General features: G+C 46.4%; 14 protein-coding genes, 2 pseudogenes and 1 other annotated feature. Of the genes and pseudogenes, 6 read left to right on the top strand and 10 right to left on the bottom strand.

The features are described from left to right. Window positions 1-202, top strand: a 202-nt coding sequence (locus tag ACFPQ4_RS14545; protein WP_378109967.1) for a zinc-binding dehydrogenase, incomplete at its 5' end; no start/stop codon positions are given. 409 nt (window positions 203-611) lie between these two features. Here the strand turns inward: ACFPQ4_RS14545 and ACFPQ4_RS14540 are convergent. From ACFPQ4_RS14540 to ACFPQ4_RS14520, 5 genes and pseudogenes are all read right to left on the bottom strand, one after another. Continuing rightward, window positions 612-1,343 (bottom strand): hypothetical protein, encoded by a 732-nt coding sequence (locus ACFPQ4_RS14540; protein ID WP_378112598.1) that lies wholly within the window; start codon window positions 1,341-1,343, stop codon window positions 612-614. A 464-nt stretch (window positions 1,344-1,807) separates the two neighbouring features. Further along, window positions 1,808-1,963 (bottom strand): hypothetical protein, encoded by a 156-nt coding sequence (locus ACFPQ4_RS14535; protein ID WP_378112597.1) that lies wholly within the window; start codon window positions 1,961-1,963, stop codon window positions 1,808-1,810. 128 nt (window positions 1,964-2,091) lie between these two features. Continuing rightward, window positions 2,092-3,813, bottom strand: a complete 1,722-nt coding sequence (gene argS, locus ACFPQ4_RS14530) for an arginine--tRNA ligase (protein ID WP_378112596.1) — start codon at window positions 3,811-3,813, stop codon at window positions 2,092-2,094. Between the two features lie 46 nt (window positions 3,814-3,859). After that, window positions 3,860-4,120 (bottom strand) — a binding site (T-box leader). Window positions 4,121-4,273: 153 nt separating this feature from the next. After that, complete coding sequence (locus ACFPQ4_RS14525; RefSeq protein WP_378112595.1) at window positions 4,274-5,065, bottom strand: class I SAM-dependent methyltransferase; 792 nt, start codon at window positions 5,063-5,065, stop codon at window positions 4,274-4,276. 125 nt (window positions 5,066-5,190) lie between these two features. Further along, window positions 5,191-5,587, bottom strand: a pseudogene (locus ACFPQ4_RS14520) (aminoglycoside phosphotransferase family protein); the annotation flags it as partial. 312 nt (window positions 5,588-5,899) lie between these two features. On the opposite strand from ACFPQ4_RS14520, the gene ACFPQ4_RS14515 reads away from it, so the two are divergent. Next, a complete protein-coding gene (locus tag ACFPQ4_RS14515) occupies window positions 5,900-6,316 on the top strand; it encodes a VOC family protein (RefSeq protein ID WP_378112594.1) in 417 nt (138 codons plus the stop codon). A gap of 79 nt (window positions 6,317-6,395) precedes the next feature. Here the strand turns inward: ACFPQ4_RS14515 and ACFPQ4_RS14510 are convergent, their stop codons facing one another. The 4 genes from ACFPQ4_RS14510 to ACFPQ4_RS14495 form a co-directional block, all read right to left on the bottom strand. Next, a complete protein-coding gene (locus ACFPQ4_RS14510) occupies window positions 6,396-6,821 on the bottom strand; it encodes an SRPBCC family protein (RefSeq protein WP_378112593.1) in 426 nt (141 codons plus the stop codon). A 76-nt stretch (window positions 6,822-6,897) separates the two neighbouring features. Continuing rightward, a complete protein-coding gene (locus ACFPQ4_RS14505) occupies window positions 6,898-7,854 on the bottom strand; it encodes a sigma-70 family RNA polymerase sigma factor (RefSeq protein WP_378112592.1) in 957 nt (318 codons plus the stop codon). Window positions 7,855-8,552: 698 nt separating this feature from the next. Further along, on the bottom strand, window positions 8,553-8,996 hold the full coding sequence (locus tag ACFPQ4_RS14500; protein WP_378112591.1) for a hypothetical protein: 444 nt from the start codon (window positions 8,994-8,996) through the stop codon (window positions 8,553-8,555). Window positions 8,997-9,548: 552 nt separating this feature from the next. Further along, complete coding sequence (locus tag ACFPQ4_RS14495; protein WP_378112590.1) at window positions 9,549-9,737, bottom strand: YgaP family membrane protein; 189 nt, start codon at window positions 9,735-9,737, stop codon at window positions 9,549-9,551. A gap of 145 nt (window positions 9,738-9,882) precedes the next feature. On the opposite strand from ACFPQ4_RS14495, the gene ACFPQ4_RS14490 reads away from it, so the two are divergent. The 4 genes and pseudogenes from ACFPQ4_RS14490 to ACFPQ4_RS14475 all read left to right on the top strand — a co-directional run bounded on the left by ACFPQ4_RS14490 (window position 9,883) and on the right by ACFPQ4_RS14475 (window position 15,138). Continuing rightward, the gene (locus ACFPQ4_RS14490) at window positions 9,883-11,211 is read left to right on the top strand and encodes a cytochrome ubiquinol oxidase subunit I (RefSeq protein ID WP_378112589.1); all 1,329 of its coding nucleotides are present in this window, start codon (window positions 9,883-9,885) and stop codon (window positions 11,209-11,211) included. A 12-nt stretch (window positions 11,212-11,223) separates the two neighbouring features. Then, window positions 11,224-12,240 carry a cytochrome d ubiquinol oxidase subunit II gene (locus ACFPQ4_RS14485; protein ID WP_378112588.1) on the top strand — a complete coding sequence of 339 codons (1,017 nt, stop codon included), beginning with the start codon at window positions 11,224-11,226 and terminating at the stop codon, window positions 12,238-12,240. A gap of 663 nt (window positions 12,241-12,903) precedes the next feature. Next, window positions 12,904-13,027, top strand: a pseudogene (locus tag ACFPQ4_RS14480) (excalibur calcium-binding domain-containing protein); the annotation flags it as partial. Window positions 13,028-13,491: 464 nt separating this feature from the next. Next, complete coding sequence (locus tag ACFPQ4_RS14475; protein WP_378112587.1) at window positions 13,492-15,138, top strand: RNA polymerase sigma factor; 1,647 nt, start codon at window positions 13,492-13,494, stop codon at window positions 15,136-15,138. Window positions 15,139-16,128: 990 nt separating this feature from the next. On the opposite strand, the gene ACFPQ4_RS14470 is transcribed toward ACFPQ4_RS14475, so the two are convergent. Beyond that, window positions 16,129-16,284 (bottom strand): helix-turn-helix domain-containing protein, encoded by a 156-nt coding sequence (locus tag ACFPQ4_RS14470; protein WP_378112586.1) that lies wholly within the window; start codon window positions 16,282-16,284, stop codon window positions 16,129-16,131. Between the last annotated feature and the right edge of the window lie 196 nt (window positions 16,285-16,480).

The raw sequence follows: 16,480 nt of genomic DNA, 5'->3' as shown, positions 1-16,480 counted from the left end.
GCGCTCGCTTTATGAAACGGATGATATGATCGAGCAACACTTACTGCTCAATCTGATAGCTGATGCAGTGGATCATCAAAAATTGAAGACAACGCTCGCCGAAGTACTTGGACCGATCTCAGCAGAGCATCTTCGCCAAGCCCACAAGCTATTGGAGAGCAATAGGACGATTGGCAAGGTTGTTCTAGAGAATTTTGTTTAAACACCTGTTCTTGGAAAAGCACACAATAGAATTCCCTTGCTCAATAAGCAGGTGATACGTTTATTAGCAAGGAGAAATAAGTTAGAGCCGACTACTGTTTGTAGTCGGCTTCAATTTTTGCAATAAGTAAACTTGAAATGGTTCCATATATTGGGCAAGGGATTGGGGGGAGTGAGGGGTTTGAACCCTGTCCGACAATATCGGCTTCGTATTGAACTAACGTTCCCCGTTAGCGTACTCACCGTCTATGAGCAGATATTGAAGTGCTTCTCGGTCTTAACCGAAGCTTAAGTTCATCTAATATGCGCGGACAAGAAAATCCGACTTGTCTAACATGAACACACATTTAACTATATCTCTTTGCGGCAGCAACGTCCTCATGAAAGATCCGCTCTTCTTCAATCAATATTTAAAGCCCCGCAGCAGCCTCGATGTGGCTTTGCTCGGTAAGGATCAATTCCTGAATCGCCTCTGTGGCAAACGCGCCGTCCAAAAACGCGTTGGCTTTCGAGTGATAGTCCGCTCTAAACGACGTGCCGTCTTGCAAATGAATCCGTAGTAACACCCCTCCTGTTGGATGCTGCTTGATTTTCGGGTACACCGCCTCAAATCCAACGTAAGACAGCGGCAGGAGCTGGTCGATAAGAGATGAGGTGGCCGTAGGGGTAAATTCGCCAAGCGGGCTGTCGTCGATGCCACTCTGAAGTGTCACGCGCGTCACGCGGCCCTGAATGTCCCACAGATCGCCTAGCGTGCGTGCGTGCGGGTTTTTACCGACCTCATAAACTGCATGATCGGCAACCACGCGGAAGTTGGATTTGTAGCCACGCAACTCATATATTGGGGTCCCCTTCGCCAAGTAGAAGGCCTCCCCATTTTTTAGTTTATAATTGCTGCACGAGTTGTTGTTAAAGGCGTAGCGAATCTTACCGATTTTTTCGCCGAGTTGGCTGTCGGTAACGGTAGCGGTGTTTTCGTTGTTGTCGTAGTAACGGTAGTAACTGATGTCATTTAGTTTGAGGGCATCTTCCCATTCGATATCGTCATTGCTACAGCCGAAGATGCCAAGAAATCCGTTTTGGCAGCCCGTGAGTCCGAGGAGAAGAAAGACGCTCAGAGCCAAACCTATTCGCTTTGCCATCTGCAAGCCCCCTTATATTAAGAATAGACGCATGTATACCCCGCGTATTCTCGATAGTTTGATTAAAACACAATAAATCATAGTAAAAGTAGGAAAACATATTTGACCTGTTCCTTTAGCACTTGACGAAGATGAACATTCGTCATTTTTACAGGAAACAGACAGGTAGAAACTAACATTTCCTCCTTATTCGACACTGTGATCTCAAATTCCTTGCTGTCTAAATAACGTAACCAAACCAAGTAATTTTGGGTTGCCTTACCATTAAGTGGTCCATCAATGTTGCGCTAAACTGCCCGTTAGCGGGGAAAAGGCAGCCGTATCGAATGGCTGCCTTTTGTTCTGGTTTTTAAGCTATCGTTCTCCATTAGCTTTACGAAATCGTTGCTTTTATACGATTTCTTGTAGGCTTGAGATTTCATCCTCACATATTTGAAAACCCTCTTGGATCGTTTCATCCAAGATTAAAAAAACGTTTTGCCGTCATATTCAAAATCCTCATTTTCTAATATTGTTCCAACCAAAGGTTGATCACCATTTAGAAATTCAAAACGGTATTTGTTGCCTTCGACTATTTCAATATTATTATCTCTTATTTTCAACCTTATTGTTTTGCCCAAATTACAATCACCTTCCTAATCTGCCTGTTATTCAACGAAAAAGTAAATCACCATTGTGATCCGCTCTGTTCAACTATAGTTCTCCTTTAGCTTAATACTATTTTTAAACCAATCTTAAAAACTCATTACTACATACGTTCTGGAGCCCGGAGGCCGAGTAGCCCGAGTCCAATTCGGAGAACTGCCCCGACGGCCTCTGTCAGATGCAGTCTCGACGCCGACTCTGTAGTATCATTGGTCAAAATACGCTCGTTCCGATAAAATCGATTGAACGTCTTTGCCAAGTCCAACAGATGGCGGGCAACCACCGACGGCTCGTTCAACCGTACAGCATCACGCACCGCATCCGGGAAGCTATCGATCGTTTTTAAGCATGCCCATCCATCCGTACTAACTGAACTGAATACTTCTAGTCCGTCTAGATGAAGACTCGTAATACCTGCAGCCTTTCCTTTTTCAATAAGCCTGACCGTCCTAGCATGAGTATATTGGACATATGGGCCGGTATCACCTTCAAAACGGAGCATTTCGTCAAGCGCAAAATCAATCTCTGACATTCGGTTTCCTCTTAGGTCGCCGAAGATCACCGCCCCGATACCTACGGCTTCTGCCACATGAATGGCTTCGTCTGGATGCAGGTTGCTCTTCGACGCTGCTTCCAGCGCTTTTTGCACCGCTTCGTCTAGAACCTCGTCCAGAAAAACAACCTTTCCTTTGCGAGTCGACATCTTCTTCCCTTGTATCTTCATCAGACCAAACGGAACGTGCTCGCAATTCACTGCCCACTCGTGGCCCAATCGGCGAAGGACGGCAAATACCTGGTCGAAATGCAATGCCTGTTCTGCCCCTACGACATAGAGCATTCGGTCTGCATCCATGACGGTTTTTCGGTAAATAGCTGTTGCAAGATCACGCGTCGGATAGATCGTCGTACCGTTGGATTTCAGAATTAGGCAAGGTGGCAATCCTTCCTCCTCCAGTCTTACCACCTGGGCACCATCACTTTCCTCCAGAATGCCTTTGGCTCGCAGTTCGTCTACAACGGGTTCCATCTTATCATTGTAGAAGCTCTCCCCCAATGTGTGGTCAAACGTCACGCCCAGGCGAGCGTAGACACGTTCGAATTCCTCCATACTCACCCCTACAAAATAGCGCCAGAGCCTCTCAGCTTCCGGATCTCCCTGCTCAAGCCGTCTGAACCAGTCCCGTCCTGCGTCCACGAGTGCTGGATTGCCTTCCGCTTCTTCATGAAAGCGAACATAAAGCCTTAGACTCTCCCTGATCGGTTCGATAGCCAGCTTATCTTCGTTCCCCCATAGTCTGTATGCTTCCATCAGTTTGCCAAACTGCGTACCCCAGTCTCCAATATGGTTCACCTTCACTACGTCCCAGCCACATGCAGCGTATAGGTTGGCAAGTGCGGACCCAATGACCGTGGAGCGCAAATGACCAACACCGAATGGCTTCGCAATGTTCGGAGAGGATAAGTCGATGACCACACGTTTCCCGTATCCAGCATGCGAACTGCCGTATTTCGGCTTGGTCGCGTCTGTTGCGATTCGTAGCCCCCAAATCTTCGGTTCAAAAAACAGATTTAAATAGGAGCCAAGCGCAACAGCACGGATCCCCTCAACGGAGGCATTGCTACCGGGTATGTTCAGCTTATCCGCGAAATCTATCGCGATGGTAGCCGGTGACATGCGTAGGATCTTAGCAAGAGTGAAGCAGGGAAAAGCAATATCCCCCATTTCCGGACGCGGCGGTAGTTCGAGTAAAGCCATCAAATCTTCACGGCTAAGTCCGGGAACATGTGGCATTAATGTATCGGCCGCGGCTTCAAGAATTCTCATGACGGTCATGCCTCCTTAATAAAAAATAAATAAACCCCCGTCTCGAATAAGAGACGGGGGTTAGTCCGTGGTACCACTCTTCTGGAACGACACCGAAAAACTTCACCCATTACAAAGGGTAAGAAAGGCAATACGTTCCACTTGATGCGATAACGGCAACTGCCGGGCCGCCCTATAACGGCCCCTTGGGCCGGTTCAGACAGCCAACTCCCGGGTGCGCTTCCTCCGCGCCTTAGCACCGGCTTCCACCATCCCCGGCTCGCTGAAGCAATCTAACGCGGAATACTCTTCCGTTCATCGTCGTTCACTATGAATGTTATTAGTATAGCCAATTTACCAAAAAAAGCAAGATAGCTGCTTGGGATGTCGTACGTACATGGGTAAAAGAGCTACCTAACTCCTTCAGTTATCGTTACCGTTAGGAATGATTAATTACACGTAATTTTCTAAGTCAATCGAGTCATTTAGCAGCATTTATTGATAACCATTGAGGTATGGCGGCTAAAGGATTGTGCTCCCATTTATATAGTCTTTCGACTTCTTCTTTTGACATCTCTTCTCTATCACCGCTAACTTCAAACCAGTATGTATTGTACTCCGCGTACATTTCTTCGATATGCTTAATGCTAAGACCTGATGACACGATTGCATTCATAATATCCTGCAAACGCCATGTATAGGTTGGTATTACCCCATGAGGCCCTATTGAGTCATACGGCCTTACGACAGAAATTTGCTTCGTATCGTCTCCGAAAGGACGCGTAAATGGGTGAACATCATACATTAAATAAGTGCCATTGTCTTTAAGTACTCTATGAATATTTTGATACATGGAATTTAAATCATTAATCCATACATGAACTCCATTTGAAGTGTAGACCAAATCATAGTCATTGCTTTTTATTTTGCCTAATTCCATCGTGTCATCGCAAACGAATTCAATGTCCCAGCCGTGCTTTTGAGCAATCCCAGCACCATTCTCCAATTGCCGTTCCGAAATATCGACTGAGGTCACTGTCGCTCCCATCAAATGAAACGCAAAGACAGCATGGTTATCACCGCTTGAAGGCACACAGATTCGCTTACCCTCCAAGCTCGGAAATCCCTCTTTAATCATTGCATAAGTCGTATGATGAAATGCTGATTCAGGTCGAGCTATTAACTTTGAAATACGCTCATCTGAACGGTATTTTGCAAAATCTGTGTCAGACCATTCATTCCAAGCTTCTTTTACTTTATTGTTTTTACCCATAAAAATTCAAACCCTCCCTATAAAAACTAGCAGATTCGGTTTTAATGTGAATGAAATTATTGTCCCAAAACCGAACCATTCTCACTATCGTGTCCCGTTAGTCCAGGCTATGTAACTAGATGTGACTATCTAGGGTTGGTCTTCATTTCATAGATTTTTTCGAGCGTATGGACACATTTCATCTTCTCGTTATCCGCCTCTGTGTGGAGATACCACTCCACAAGCCTGTACCCGAATACAAGAAGGATTATTTCGTAGACACAATGATCGGTGATACGGGATACATCCGCATATTCCGAAAAGCCTTTGTAATACGCGGGGACGCATCGCCGGTAGTGTTCAACCATGTGATCGATATCCGCTTCATCCGCGATCAGGCTTGCGAGATCCTCGCCCAGATAGCCCCGTCCGCTGGTATCCCAGTCGATGATCGCAAATTTCCCGTCAGCATAGAACGAGGGGTAATTTTTCGATACGGGCGAATATCTCATCTGCTTGCTCATCGATGTCGATGAGTTTTCTTTCGTAATTCGGTTTTATCATTAATTTCCATACCGTTCCGTCATTCCGTCACTTGATACCCACCCTTTAATTGTCATATATTCAGACGAATTCCTTATTAGAGAGGTTCAATCTTTATCCCTGCACAATAAGAATAAGCAACCTTACGGGAATGGCGGGTATCCGAACTCAATACCAAGTTATTTTTCAAAATTTACGCTTCCGAATCCATGAGACCGATGGATTCCCGGATCGGCTGTCGTCTATATAAACGAAGGCATAAATGAACACATAAATGAACACAAACTAATTTGACGAAGAGGTGTTTTGAAAATGGCATTAACGTCCGCATTCACGAGCTTCAACCTGCCTGTAAAAAACGTAGAACAATCGAAAGCGTTCTTCACCGGACTCGGATTCGAACTCAACCCGCAATTCCCCGATAACGAGAATTCGGTAGCCATCGTGATCGGCGACAACCTGCAGGTCATGCTGATCAATCAAGCATTTTTTAATACGCTCACGGAGAAGGAATCCGTCGATACGAGCAAGTATGCGCAGATGACGATCGCATTGGCCTTCGAGAGCCGGGAAAAGGTCGATGAAATCGTGAATACCGCGGTCTCCTTGGGCGGGAAATTGCACGCTGAACCTGAAGAACATGGGTTCATGTATCATTGGGGCTTCGTGGACTTGGACGGCCATCTGTGGGCCATTAACTACATGAACATGGATGCGGCACAAGGTTAAGGCTAACGGAGAGCACGCTCGTACTAGGGTTCAAAAAGAAAGACGCCGGGCATCTTCCCCGGCGTCTTCTTCGCGATGATTAGTTTTGTTCGGTATAGGCTTTGAAATTGTCCATGATCGCTTGCCAGCCTGCTTGCTGGAACTCGACGGGATTGGAGCTTTCCGCGTCGAACGTTTCAATGACCTTCGTCTCATTCCCTTGATCAACGAAAGCAATATCCACTCTTCTTCCGTCTTCCATGGTGTAGCCGATCGCCTCATGCCAATTCACGACATCGTAGACGCCGCCAAAATCAAAGCCCATGCTGCCATCCTTCGCTTCCATCCGTGTCAGAAACTTGCCGCCAACCCGCAGATCGTTTTCGGCTCTCGGCGCATGCCAGTCCTCGGACGCTTGATTCCACTTCGTGATGTGATCCGGCTCGGTCCAATAGCGCCATACCTTCTCGACAGGGGCTTGAATGACGGCTTGCACGGTTACTTTCGTCGGTTGACTTGTTTCCATTTTAATTAGACACCTCTCTCATGATATTCATCCTTTGGTTATTCTCAATGATATAGACGTAAGCCAATGACGAAATTCATTGGTCAATTCGCTCAGGCAGCCCAAATCGCGAAAATAATGGCGTATGAATGAAGTTTTGAACGTGCAGGATTTGATTTTCTTTGGTTTCGATGACGTGGATGCCCCAGGGTACCAGGCCAGAGCCCTCTTTGCCCGGCATATACTGGGCCAAGGCCGGATAACCGCCATTCACCGTAATGGGCACAAATCGCGAACCTTCGCAATGCCAGCGAGTAAGCGAATAGAAGGCGGACAAATCTTCCTTGCCGCGGATCCACATCTCGAAGGGCGGCATCGACATGCAGCCTTCCTCGTGGAACAACGCGACGAGCGCAGCAATATCGAATTTCTCGAAGGCCTCCACATACCGGGACAGCAGCTGCTGCTCCGGTTGAACGTCCATGCTGCTGAGCTCATCCGAGCGAAGCTGTGCCCGGTCCATCGTCTCTCGGGCTCTTTGCAAGGCGCTGTTCACCGCTGCCGGCGACATCGCCAACGTTTCCGCGATCTGCTTGGAGGACCATTCAAATACATCCTTCAAAATGAGTACCGCGCGCTGCCGCGGAGGCAAGGTCTGCAGGAGAGCGATGAAGCACAGTTGAAGGGTATCTCTGCGGACGAGCCGATCCTCCGGATTGCCCCCAAAGTCGGGAGACGGCCAGATCCAGGCAGAGTCCGGCAGTGTGTCGCGCGGCTCGACGATGGCGACGGCCGGGTCGAACAGGTCAACGGGAAGCGCGCGGCGCTTGGATTGTCTCAGCTTGTCCAAGCACAGGTTGGAGGCAATCCGATAGACCCAAGTTTTGAACGAAGAATCCTGTCTGAACGTGCTCCAGCTCTGCCAGACCCGAATACTCGTCTCCTGAACGGCATCGTCCGCATCGTCCATGGAGCCTAGCATTCGGTAACAGAACGAGGTTAAGCCCGGCTTCAAGCTTGCAAATAATGGTTCGTCAAATGCGGTCTCGTTCATCGCGGCCTCCCTTAACGATCTCCCCGAAGGGCGGTACCTTCATTATATGTAATGAATCGGACAGCCTCAATAGAATACATAGGCAGGATTATGGGTTCATTTATCATGGGCCTTCGAGGACTTGGACGGCCATATGTGGGCGATCAACTTCATGAACAATACTGCGTCGGAAGGCCAGGGATAACGAAGAGCATCAACGCGTAAGTGGTCGCGCCGACCTTGGTAATTTGGCGATTTCTCTTTAATGTAGCCCCAAACCTCGTCTAAATTTCGGCAAGCATGTACGCAACGTGGAAGTAACGACTTTATTCTATCGTTCTGTATTATCCTCGCCCTCGTTTGACTTAAGTGACCTCAATAGTTCAAGCTCGACCGAAACTACGCTCATGGTTAATATTAAACGTAATGAAGCCTACTTCATTGTCGCATCGATATTAAAAAGTTACGACTTTGGACACCATGACGCGTATATAATTCCTGAATTTATGTTAGGGAATACGTATCGTGTCGACTATTTAATAATTGGGAAAAACTCTGGTGGGTATGAATTTATTTTCGTCGAGTTAGAAAACCCTTATAAAAATATTACCACTCAAACGGGGGAGGTACGATGGAACTTCCTGACGAATTTAAGACTTACGAACCGTATCGCCTTCACTTCGCCGTAGTTGCAGGCAGACGAGACAATTTTAACGACACTACACGATGGCATAAAAGACGTTTAAGAAGTACTGACGATATTGAAATTCTCCACTTCGATAATCTGTGTGACTATGCGACAGGAAAAATCGGGCATACGACTTACGGTTAATAAAAGCCATAAAGCGAGAAGGCGCCGGAAATACTCCGCCGCCTTCTTTTTTAATCGTAAAGTTCTGGGGTATACCTAGCGGACGCATCTTCCCATTCTTCTTTGGGATATATCGTCTACGAACGGGGGATGGAACATAAGCTTTGTCCCGGAGCTTTTGCAGGAGTTCGCTTAGATTTTCGTCTAGCTTCTCATAGCTCTCCAAGGTTTCGCCGTCGATTCCGCCCGCACCTTTGTTTTCCTTCACCTGTAACCATGCTGCATGAAGTTTTCGGTCAAACAGAATTTGCCCATAAATACTGTGCCACTTTAGCTTCAATTCTTGATTCAAGTCTATCGCCCACCTTTCATCGTACCCAATCCGTTCGTTCTTACCGCAGTAACGTGACGGTTGTTTGGCACCACATTCAAGTGTTTGTTCACGAGGTCGTTCCCCTTCCGTTCAGCAGATGTTTGGTCATCTGCCTACTTCCGTACTAAGAGAACGTCTGAATTCTCAACCATGACTACAATTTCGACGAAGCCTTATATGTAGCCATCCTTTGCAGGGAAGCAGAGAACCTCACGGGGTCATCGTATCTTCCTTCTGAACATACCCGGCACCTTCACTTGATAAGCCATCGTTGTTCGTCTGGTTCATTGAACACCGATTTTTCTCCAGGCTTCCCGTTATTGTCGCACAGTCGCCGACTTATCCTGCCGCTGCGTGCTTCACGCTTTCGCATTTGGGTCTGCTCATCCGCCTAGCTCTCGGCTCGTGTTTACCTGAGGTAACGTAGCCGCCGCTTTTAACGGATTGCTTATAGCGAGTAATTCGTTAGAGTTACGACTGCCCGTCGCACAACAAAAAGGCCTCAATTTACGCGGCCTTCAGATTCAGAGTTCACCATGCTTTTTTGCAATTATCGATTCCAAGCACGGTGTTGGCCGGGCAATATCGGGTTGCCCCGGTCAGTATAGGCGCCAATCCGATAAGTCCCCACCAATTTTTGAAGGAGATACCTAAAAATAGGATACCTACTCCGGCAGAAATTCGAATGATTTGTTCCGTTTTACCGACATTACATTTCATCCCGACACCTCCTTTATAAATCGTGTGCTAGAATCATCAATTTCATTCAGGGACGTATCGATGGCAAATTACTCGGAAAGTTTTTGGCATAAAATCAACAATTTATTGGAAAGGTATAACAGCACCTTGAAAGGAGGTTCTTCGTTTGAACTCGTTGGAATGGAGCCGCGGCTTAACGGAAATGACGCTAGCTTTCCATATTGTGTTCGCTACAGTAGGGGTGGGAATTCCGATTTTTATCTCCCTTGCTGAATGGATAGGAATTCGAAAAAAGGACCCTCATTATTTGCTTATGGCCCGACGATGGACGCGCGGATTCATCATTACAGTTGCCGTAGGCGTCGTTACTGGGACATGCATCGGTCTGCAATTGAGCCTGCTCTGGCCTGCATTTATGCGGTTTGCGGGTAACGTGATCAGCTTGCCTCTTTTTTTGGAAACCTTTGCATTTTTCTTTGAAGCCATTTTTCTCGGGATATATATGTACACGTGGAATCGGTTTTCCAATCCATATTTACATTGGTTGCTGACGATCCCGATTATTATCGGATCATCCGCTTCGGCGTTATTTATTACGATGGTCAACGCCTTTATGAATACGCCCCAAGGCTTTACGCTCCAAAACGGCCAGTTGACTCATTTAGATCCGCTCTCCGCGATGTTTAATCCGGCTACGCCTTCTAAGGTAGCGCATGTTCTATCTTCCGCTTATTTAACCGCAGCATTTCTGCTCGCCATGATTGCCGCATTCTCCATGTTAAGAGGACGGGAGAACGATTATTACAAAAAATCCATACGTCTCAATATGATAGCCGGAGTAATCCTTGCGGCAGCGACGATATGGATCGGAGATCTTTCCGCCATATTTTTGGCGGAAGAGCAGCCTGAAAAGTTGGCCGCGGCCGAATGGCATTTCGATACTGGCAATCGCGTTCCGCTTTTTATCGGCGGAAGATTGAATCCGGATACGCTTGAGATAACTGGGGCATTAAAAATCCCGTCCGCTCTTAGTTTGCTTGCGAAGCATAATCCGAATGGAACAGTTATCGGCTTAAACGATTTTCCGAAAGAAGAGTGGCCTCCGCTTTACGTCCACTATTTATTCGATGGAATGGTCGGTCTTGGATTTTATTTGTTCGGTACTTCCCTTCTTTTTATCTTTATGACGCGAATAAAGCGATGGAATGCTTATAACCGATGGATAATCGGCGCTATTCTTGCAGGGGGTCCCTTCTCTATGTTGGCCATCGAGCTCGGCTGGTTCTACGCGGAGGTAGGCAGGCAACCATGGATTCTTAGGGGATACATGAGAGTGTCCGAAGCCGCTACTACCAACCCCGATGTAGGGATCACGTTCTGGCTTTTTGCAGCCTTGTATTTGTTACTTGGCCTTGTTAGCTTGCTTGTTTTGATCCGTTTGTTTCGTAAAAAGCCGGCTGAGATGGAGCTGGAAGAGCGCCGTATCATCTTATAGGAGGGGTTCAACATGCCGATTGAACAGCTTGGAATTGCGGTTCTTTGGATCTTTCTGTACGGCTACCTGATCGTTGCATCGATTGATTTCGGGGCCGGATTTTACGCTTATTACGGAAAAGTAATAGGTATCGACACGGTCATTTCGCCGATCATTTCCAGGTATTTATCACCGGTATGGGAGGTTACGAACGTCTTTCTTGTGTTCTTTTTCGTCGGAATCGTGGGTTTTTTCCCTGAAACCGCATTTTATTACGGAACAGCGCTGCTGATCCCCGGAAGCATTGCTCTTGTATTACTGGCGATCCGCGGATCCTTTTACGCTTTCGCCAATTATGGCGCTAAGAAAAACAATATCTATTTGCTGGCTTATGGAGCAACGGGACTTTTCATTCCGGCTGCATTATCTACCGTGTTTACGATTTCGGAAGGCGGATTTTTGTCCGTTCATGGAAACTCCGTCGTTTTTTTGCCTGCCGAACTATTTTTCAGTACGTACTCTTGGGCAGTCGTGTTGCTGGCCATTTCAAGCGTTCTATTTATCAGTTCGACGTTCTTGACCTACTACGCAGCTCGAGCGGAAGACAACAGGGCATTAGAATGGCTTCGCTCCATTTCTCTCTGGGCAGGCGTTCCAACAATCATCTCGAGTCTTTTTGTTTTTATTGCGCTTCGCAATCACAATAGAGAACATTTTCAAAAGACATTGGACGTGTGGTGGATGTTCGGGTTGTCCTTGGTTAGCTTTACGATTGCGATATGGCTGATTGGGCGTCGAAAAAACTATGGCTCCGCATATATTGCAGTCATGCTTCAATTCTTATTCGCCTTCTTCGGCTATGGTATTTCCCATCTCCCCTACTTGCTTTATCCTTACTTAACGCTTTCCAGCAGCGTGACGAACCTCGTCATGGGAAGGGCGTTAGTCATCTCGTTCGTGGCGGGTCTCTTATTATTGATACCGGCACTTGTACTTTTGTTAAGACTGTTTTTATTCAATACTAAATATGTAAAAGGGGAAACGCGATGAACCCATTTGATCGACAGGATCAATGGCTCACGAGGCTATGTTTCGTAATAGCTGCTTTACTGTTATTATCCGTTATACGATTCTTGTAGCTAATAACTTAAGGAAAGCCCGACTAACCTTGTTCAACGTGGACACCTTGAGCCTATTCTCAACCTTGATCGTCTTAAAGAATGTCGATAAGATACCGACCTAATGCAGATGAGGTATGCGATTGATAACCTGTTGCTCGCTCCCCAAAAAATAAACAACCCTAGTTCGGTGCAAATCGAACTAGGGTTGTTTATCGTTTTTTTATAGATTCTTCTAATCAACAGCGTGACTTCACATACATGCCACGCCATGTTACCTCAGCAGATCCAAAACTGACCGAAGATTCCATATTCGTACCACCACCTACACAAGGTTTATGATAAAATAATATCCGTTTTCCGATATTTATAAACCTGTATAATCTTGATAAATCGATGTTTGTCTCGATCCAGATCTCTTTTTGATTCATATGATAATCGGTCAGAGATAATCGAGGTAGCTCAGTTTGCACATCGAATTTCTCCTTCCCCCTTAATGTGAACGGTACGAAGGCGGCCACAAAGCCTGCAGCTACTCCAAAGCCAACGCCTAAGCCTACTAAGCCAGCCGTTACCGTTAAGTGTCGAAACCACAGCTGTGTATTATCAAAAACTGCTCCGCTGTAAGAGCAGCAGGAGCCGCTCCGTTATACAAAGGCGACCCTAGTTATGCTCCTAAGCTTGACCGTGATGGAGACGGTGTAGCTTGTGAATACTAGGATGAATAATAAACGGCAGCCCGAACGGCTGCCGTTTTTGTTATTGAACTAACGTTCTCCGTTTAATGAACCTCTATTATGCATTTGAATAATTAATCGAGACCACTCCTGGTTAACTACGGAACGAAGGAGTACCCCAAGTACCCGAAGAAGAACTTCGGCTCGTGCTCCTAGTTTGTATCCTCACTTAGTTGAACGAAAAAAAGTATCTTTATATACTAAAAGTGAGACCTTTACATCTAAAGTAATCTTCAACTTGTTTAATTCTTTTCCAATATACTTAACAAAAAGTTCATAACGTCTCTTTAACCATTCAAATGACCTACTCATGATGTTTGTAATTATACATGTATGAGTGATCCGGTAGGACGTCCAAATTTTTATTTGAAAATATCCCAACCTTTATTTCGCCTGGCACACTATTTAATTGTCAGGAATTACAGATGCAACTACGGAGGCAAAAGATGGATTCAATTGGGAAGAACGGAAAAGAAGCGGCGGAAGCGATTCGGAGCTATGTCAAACCGATTTTCGGTTTTGCGTTAAACCGGGTCAAGCAGCGGGCGGAGGCGGAGGATCTAGCTCAGGAGATTATGCTGCAGTTGTTAAAATCCTTCTCCGGGGTGCGGGACATTAGATGCCTTGATGCTTACGTCTGGACGGTTGCCCGATACACTTGGGTGAATTGGTTGAAAAAGCGTGCGCACGCTCCCCAAGCGATCGAAATCAACGGCATGTCCGAACTGTCGGCCGCCCCTTCCTGGGAGCCGCTTGACCGGCTGCTGGTAACCGAAGCTTACCGCGAGCTGCGCCAAGAAGTCGCGTTTCTGTCCGACATCCATCGCCGGATCGTGGTCATGCATTACTACGACGAGCTTAAAATCGGCGATATCGCGATTGCTCTGAACATTCCTGTCAACACGGTGAAGTGGCATTTGAGCGAGGCCAAAAAGGAGTTACGGAAAGGGATGAAACGTATGCGTGCAACACGAACTTTAAGTGTCAATCCGGTCAGCATGGGGGAAATGGGCCATTCCGGTTCGGCCGGCAGACTGGGCGAAACCAACGATTTTCTTGGACGCGCCTTGGCGCAAAATATCGTTTACGCGGCTTATCACAAGGCGCGTACCGTACATCAAATCGCGGAGGAGCTCGGAATGCCGCCGTCTTTGCTGGAAGGCGAAGTCCGGCACCTGGCCGATTACAATTTTCTCATCCAAACCTCTCCCGGCAAATATCAAAGCAATACCATCGTCTGGGACCTCTTCGAGTTGGTCGTAGCCGGTCATCAATTCTGGCAAGATTGCGCCGCCGAAGTGGCCGATGTTCATTTCGACGCGTTAGTGGAAGTTCGCCGGCAAGTCGAGGATAGCGGAGTGTACGTTCCGGACGGCGACTATAACTTCCTGCTCTGGACCTTGCTGCCCAAGAACGTCGAGGAGCAATCTTGGCGGAGCATGCCGGCGGGCGACAACTTCGATGCGGTCGCACCAATGCGAAAGGACGGAGGTCAGTATATTGCCTATGCGGCGTTGAACCGGAGCCGCAATGCCGATCCGGGTTTTGATTTGAGTAGTTACGTCACCTTCGGTCCATCGCTCCGCTACGTCGAAGACACTCCCTTATACTTGTGGCAATTCAATACATACTGGAGCGACCGCCAGGTGGATTGGCGTTTCCTGGAATACCGGAATGTCGAGATTTGTCATGCGTTCCAACAAGGGGAACTGCCCGACAACGAAGAGAACAGCGAGCAATATTCGCTCCTGCTGGAGAAGGGGTACATCCGCAAGACGGAGGAGGGGTACAAGTTCAATGCGGTTTGGATCGACTCTCCGCAAACGTTGGATCGGTTGAACAAGGCAATGCCGGATTTGTCCGCTCTGTATGCGCCTGCTGTCGGCAAGCTCTACGATAAAATGCTCAAGCTGTTCCTGCAAAATCAGCCGAAGCATTTGGAGCCGCAGCTTGCTTACATGGTGAGAGGCAACACCGGCGGAGGCCGGCTTGTCGCTTATATTTTGAAGCATTTGATCGATAACGGGAAGTTGAAACCGCCGTTGCCGCACCAGCAGAAGACGATTTCAACATGGATGGGGCCGGTCAAGTAAGTCGGTTCGGAAATGTATACGAAGAATGGCCGTTCCCGGGTAGTGGCCATTTTTACACAAAACTCTGTCTGTCCAACGAAGTGATTAGGACATCGCTATTTCACCACGGCCCCCTCCTGAACGTATGAAAATGATTAAAAACTACCCATGTCGCATGTGCGTCATGGGTAGTTTTTGATCTCAATCGTATCTGCCGGATTTCTCCTTTACCTTACGATTTTTAATCTTTCTTGTCCGCAACCAACCGTGAGAGGCCAGATGCTCCACATACTCAGCAGATCTATTCAGCTAAACTGCCCGTTTAACGAAGTTCCGGTGGTCTAGTCTACATCTTTATTTCAGATTCTAACTTTTTTTCAGTCTACTAATCCTTAATTTTCTTTGAACATTAAGAAATGATCCAACATGGAGAGCAAAAGTACTTTTTTTAAAACCACCAATATGAAGATTAAGAACAAATAATAATTCCTGAACGAAAAACGGGCCCTAGAAACAATTCTAGAGACTCGTTTTTCATTAGTTCTATTCTTTTTTCTAAAGAAATGGAAATTTACAGTAATCTCAGTACGTATCGTACATTTGTCTTTGACTTATTTATCTTGTAAAACTGTCTTGTTTTATCCTGTAAATTGTCAATTTTTATCTTGTAAACTGTCTAATCTATAACCGTTACTCACACCAAGATATATTAAACAAAGGATGGTTTCCGAACGTCAACCTTACCGCTGACAATTTTAATGTACTCTGTATCCGGACCTTCCACCGTTGGACCAACATACACCATCGGATTTTCGTCTATTTTAATTGAAACGCGAGCTTGCTTTCCATTAGCGGATCTATATGCTTGCGGGGCAGCTGTAACAGAAACCCTACCGCCATTGTATTTCCATCTACGTTTAGAGCCGGCGGGGCATGAATTGCCTCGGCGTCTATTCATATCGAATACCTCCTACCAGATGATAACTTACTAACAGTGTATCTGAACAAGAATTAATCTAGATAACCTAAAAGCTCGTTTAAATCGATTCCAAAACTTTTCCTTAGGGCAATTAATGTTTCGGCTGATGGCTTTGTTATATCTTTCTCAATTTCACTTAGTCGTCCTTGTGAGATTCCTAAAAATGACGAGAATTCAACTTGAGTCATTGTTTACGTATCCTTTTAACACGAGTAACGATTCTCTCCGACATTGGCTCCTTCACAAAAGGACCCGATGATCTAATAAAACATCATCGGGTCTTTTTCTAGTTGTTCTAAATTTCTTGTTGATTATAAGTGTTTCCGCTAACCTACCATGACCGAAATTAGCCGGTAAAAGATGTCCAAACATAGACCGATATAA

This window comes from Cohnella yongneupensis, assembly GCF_042655785.1.
GTDB classification, from domain to species: domain Bacteria; phylum Bacillota; class Bacilli; order Paenibacillales; family Paenibacillaceae; genus Cohnella; species Cohnella yongneupensis.
This window is presented reverse-complemented; position numbering and strand designations above follow the sequence as displayed.

Coding starts and splice junctions, on each gene's coding strand:
- ACFPQ4_RS14470 (WP_378112586.1), bottom strand. CDS start 16,284: ATGACTCAAGTTGAATTCTCGTCATTTTTAGGAATCTCACAAGGACGA.
- ACFPQ4_RS14495 (WP_378112590.1), bottom strand. CDS start 9,737: ATGAAATGTAATGTCGGTAAAACGGAACAAATCATTCGAATTTCTGCC.
- ACFPQ4_RS14540 (WP_378112598.1), bottom strand. CDS start 1,343: ATGGCAAAGCGAATAGGTTTGGCTCTGAGCGTCTTTCTTCTCCTCGGA.
- ACFPQ4_RS14510 (WP_378112593.1), bottom strand. CDS start 6,821: ATGGAAACAAGTCAACCGACGAAAGTAACCGTGCAAGCCGTCATTCAA.
- ACFPQ4_RS14505 (WP_378112592.1), bottom strand. CDS start 7,854: ATGAACGAGACCGCATTTGACGAACCATTATTTGCAAGCTTGAAGCCG.
- ACFPQ4_RS14525 (WP_378112595.1), bottom strand. CDS start 5,065: ATGGGTAAAAACAATAAAGTAAAAGAAGCTTGGAATGAATGGTCTGAC.
- ACFPQ4_RS14485 (WP_378112588.1), top strand. CDS start 11,224: ATGCCGATTGAACAGCTTGGAATTGCGGTTCTTTGGATCTTTCTGTAC.
- argS (WP_378112596.1), bottom strand. CDS start 3,813: ATGAGAATTCTTGAAGCCGCGGCCGATACATTAATGCCACATGTTCCC.
- ACFPQ4_RS14515 (WP_378112594.1), top strand. CDS start 5,900: ATGGCATTAACGTCCGCATTCACGAGCTTCAACCTGCCTGTAAAAAAC.
- ACFPQ4_RS14475 (WP_378112587.1), top strand. CDS start 13,492: ATGGATTCAATTGGGAAGAACGGAAAAGAAGCGGCGGAAGCGATTCGG.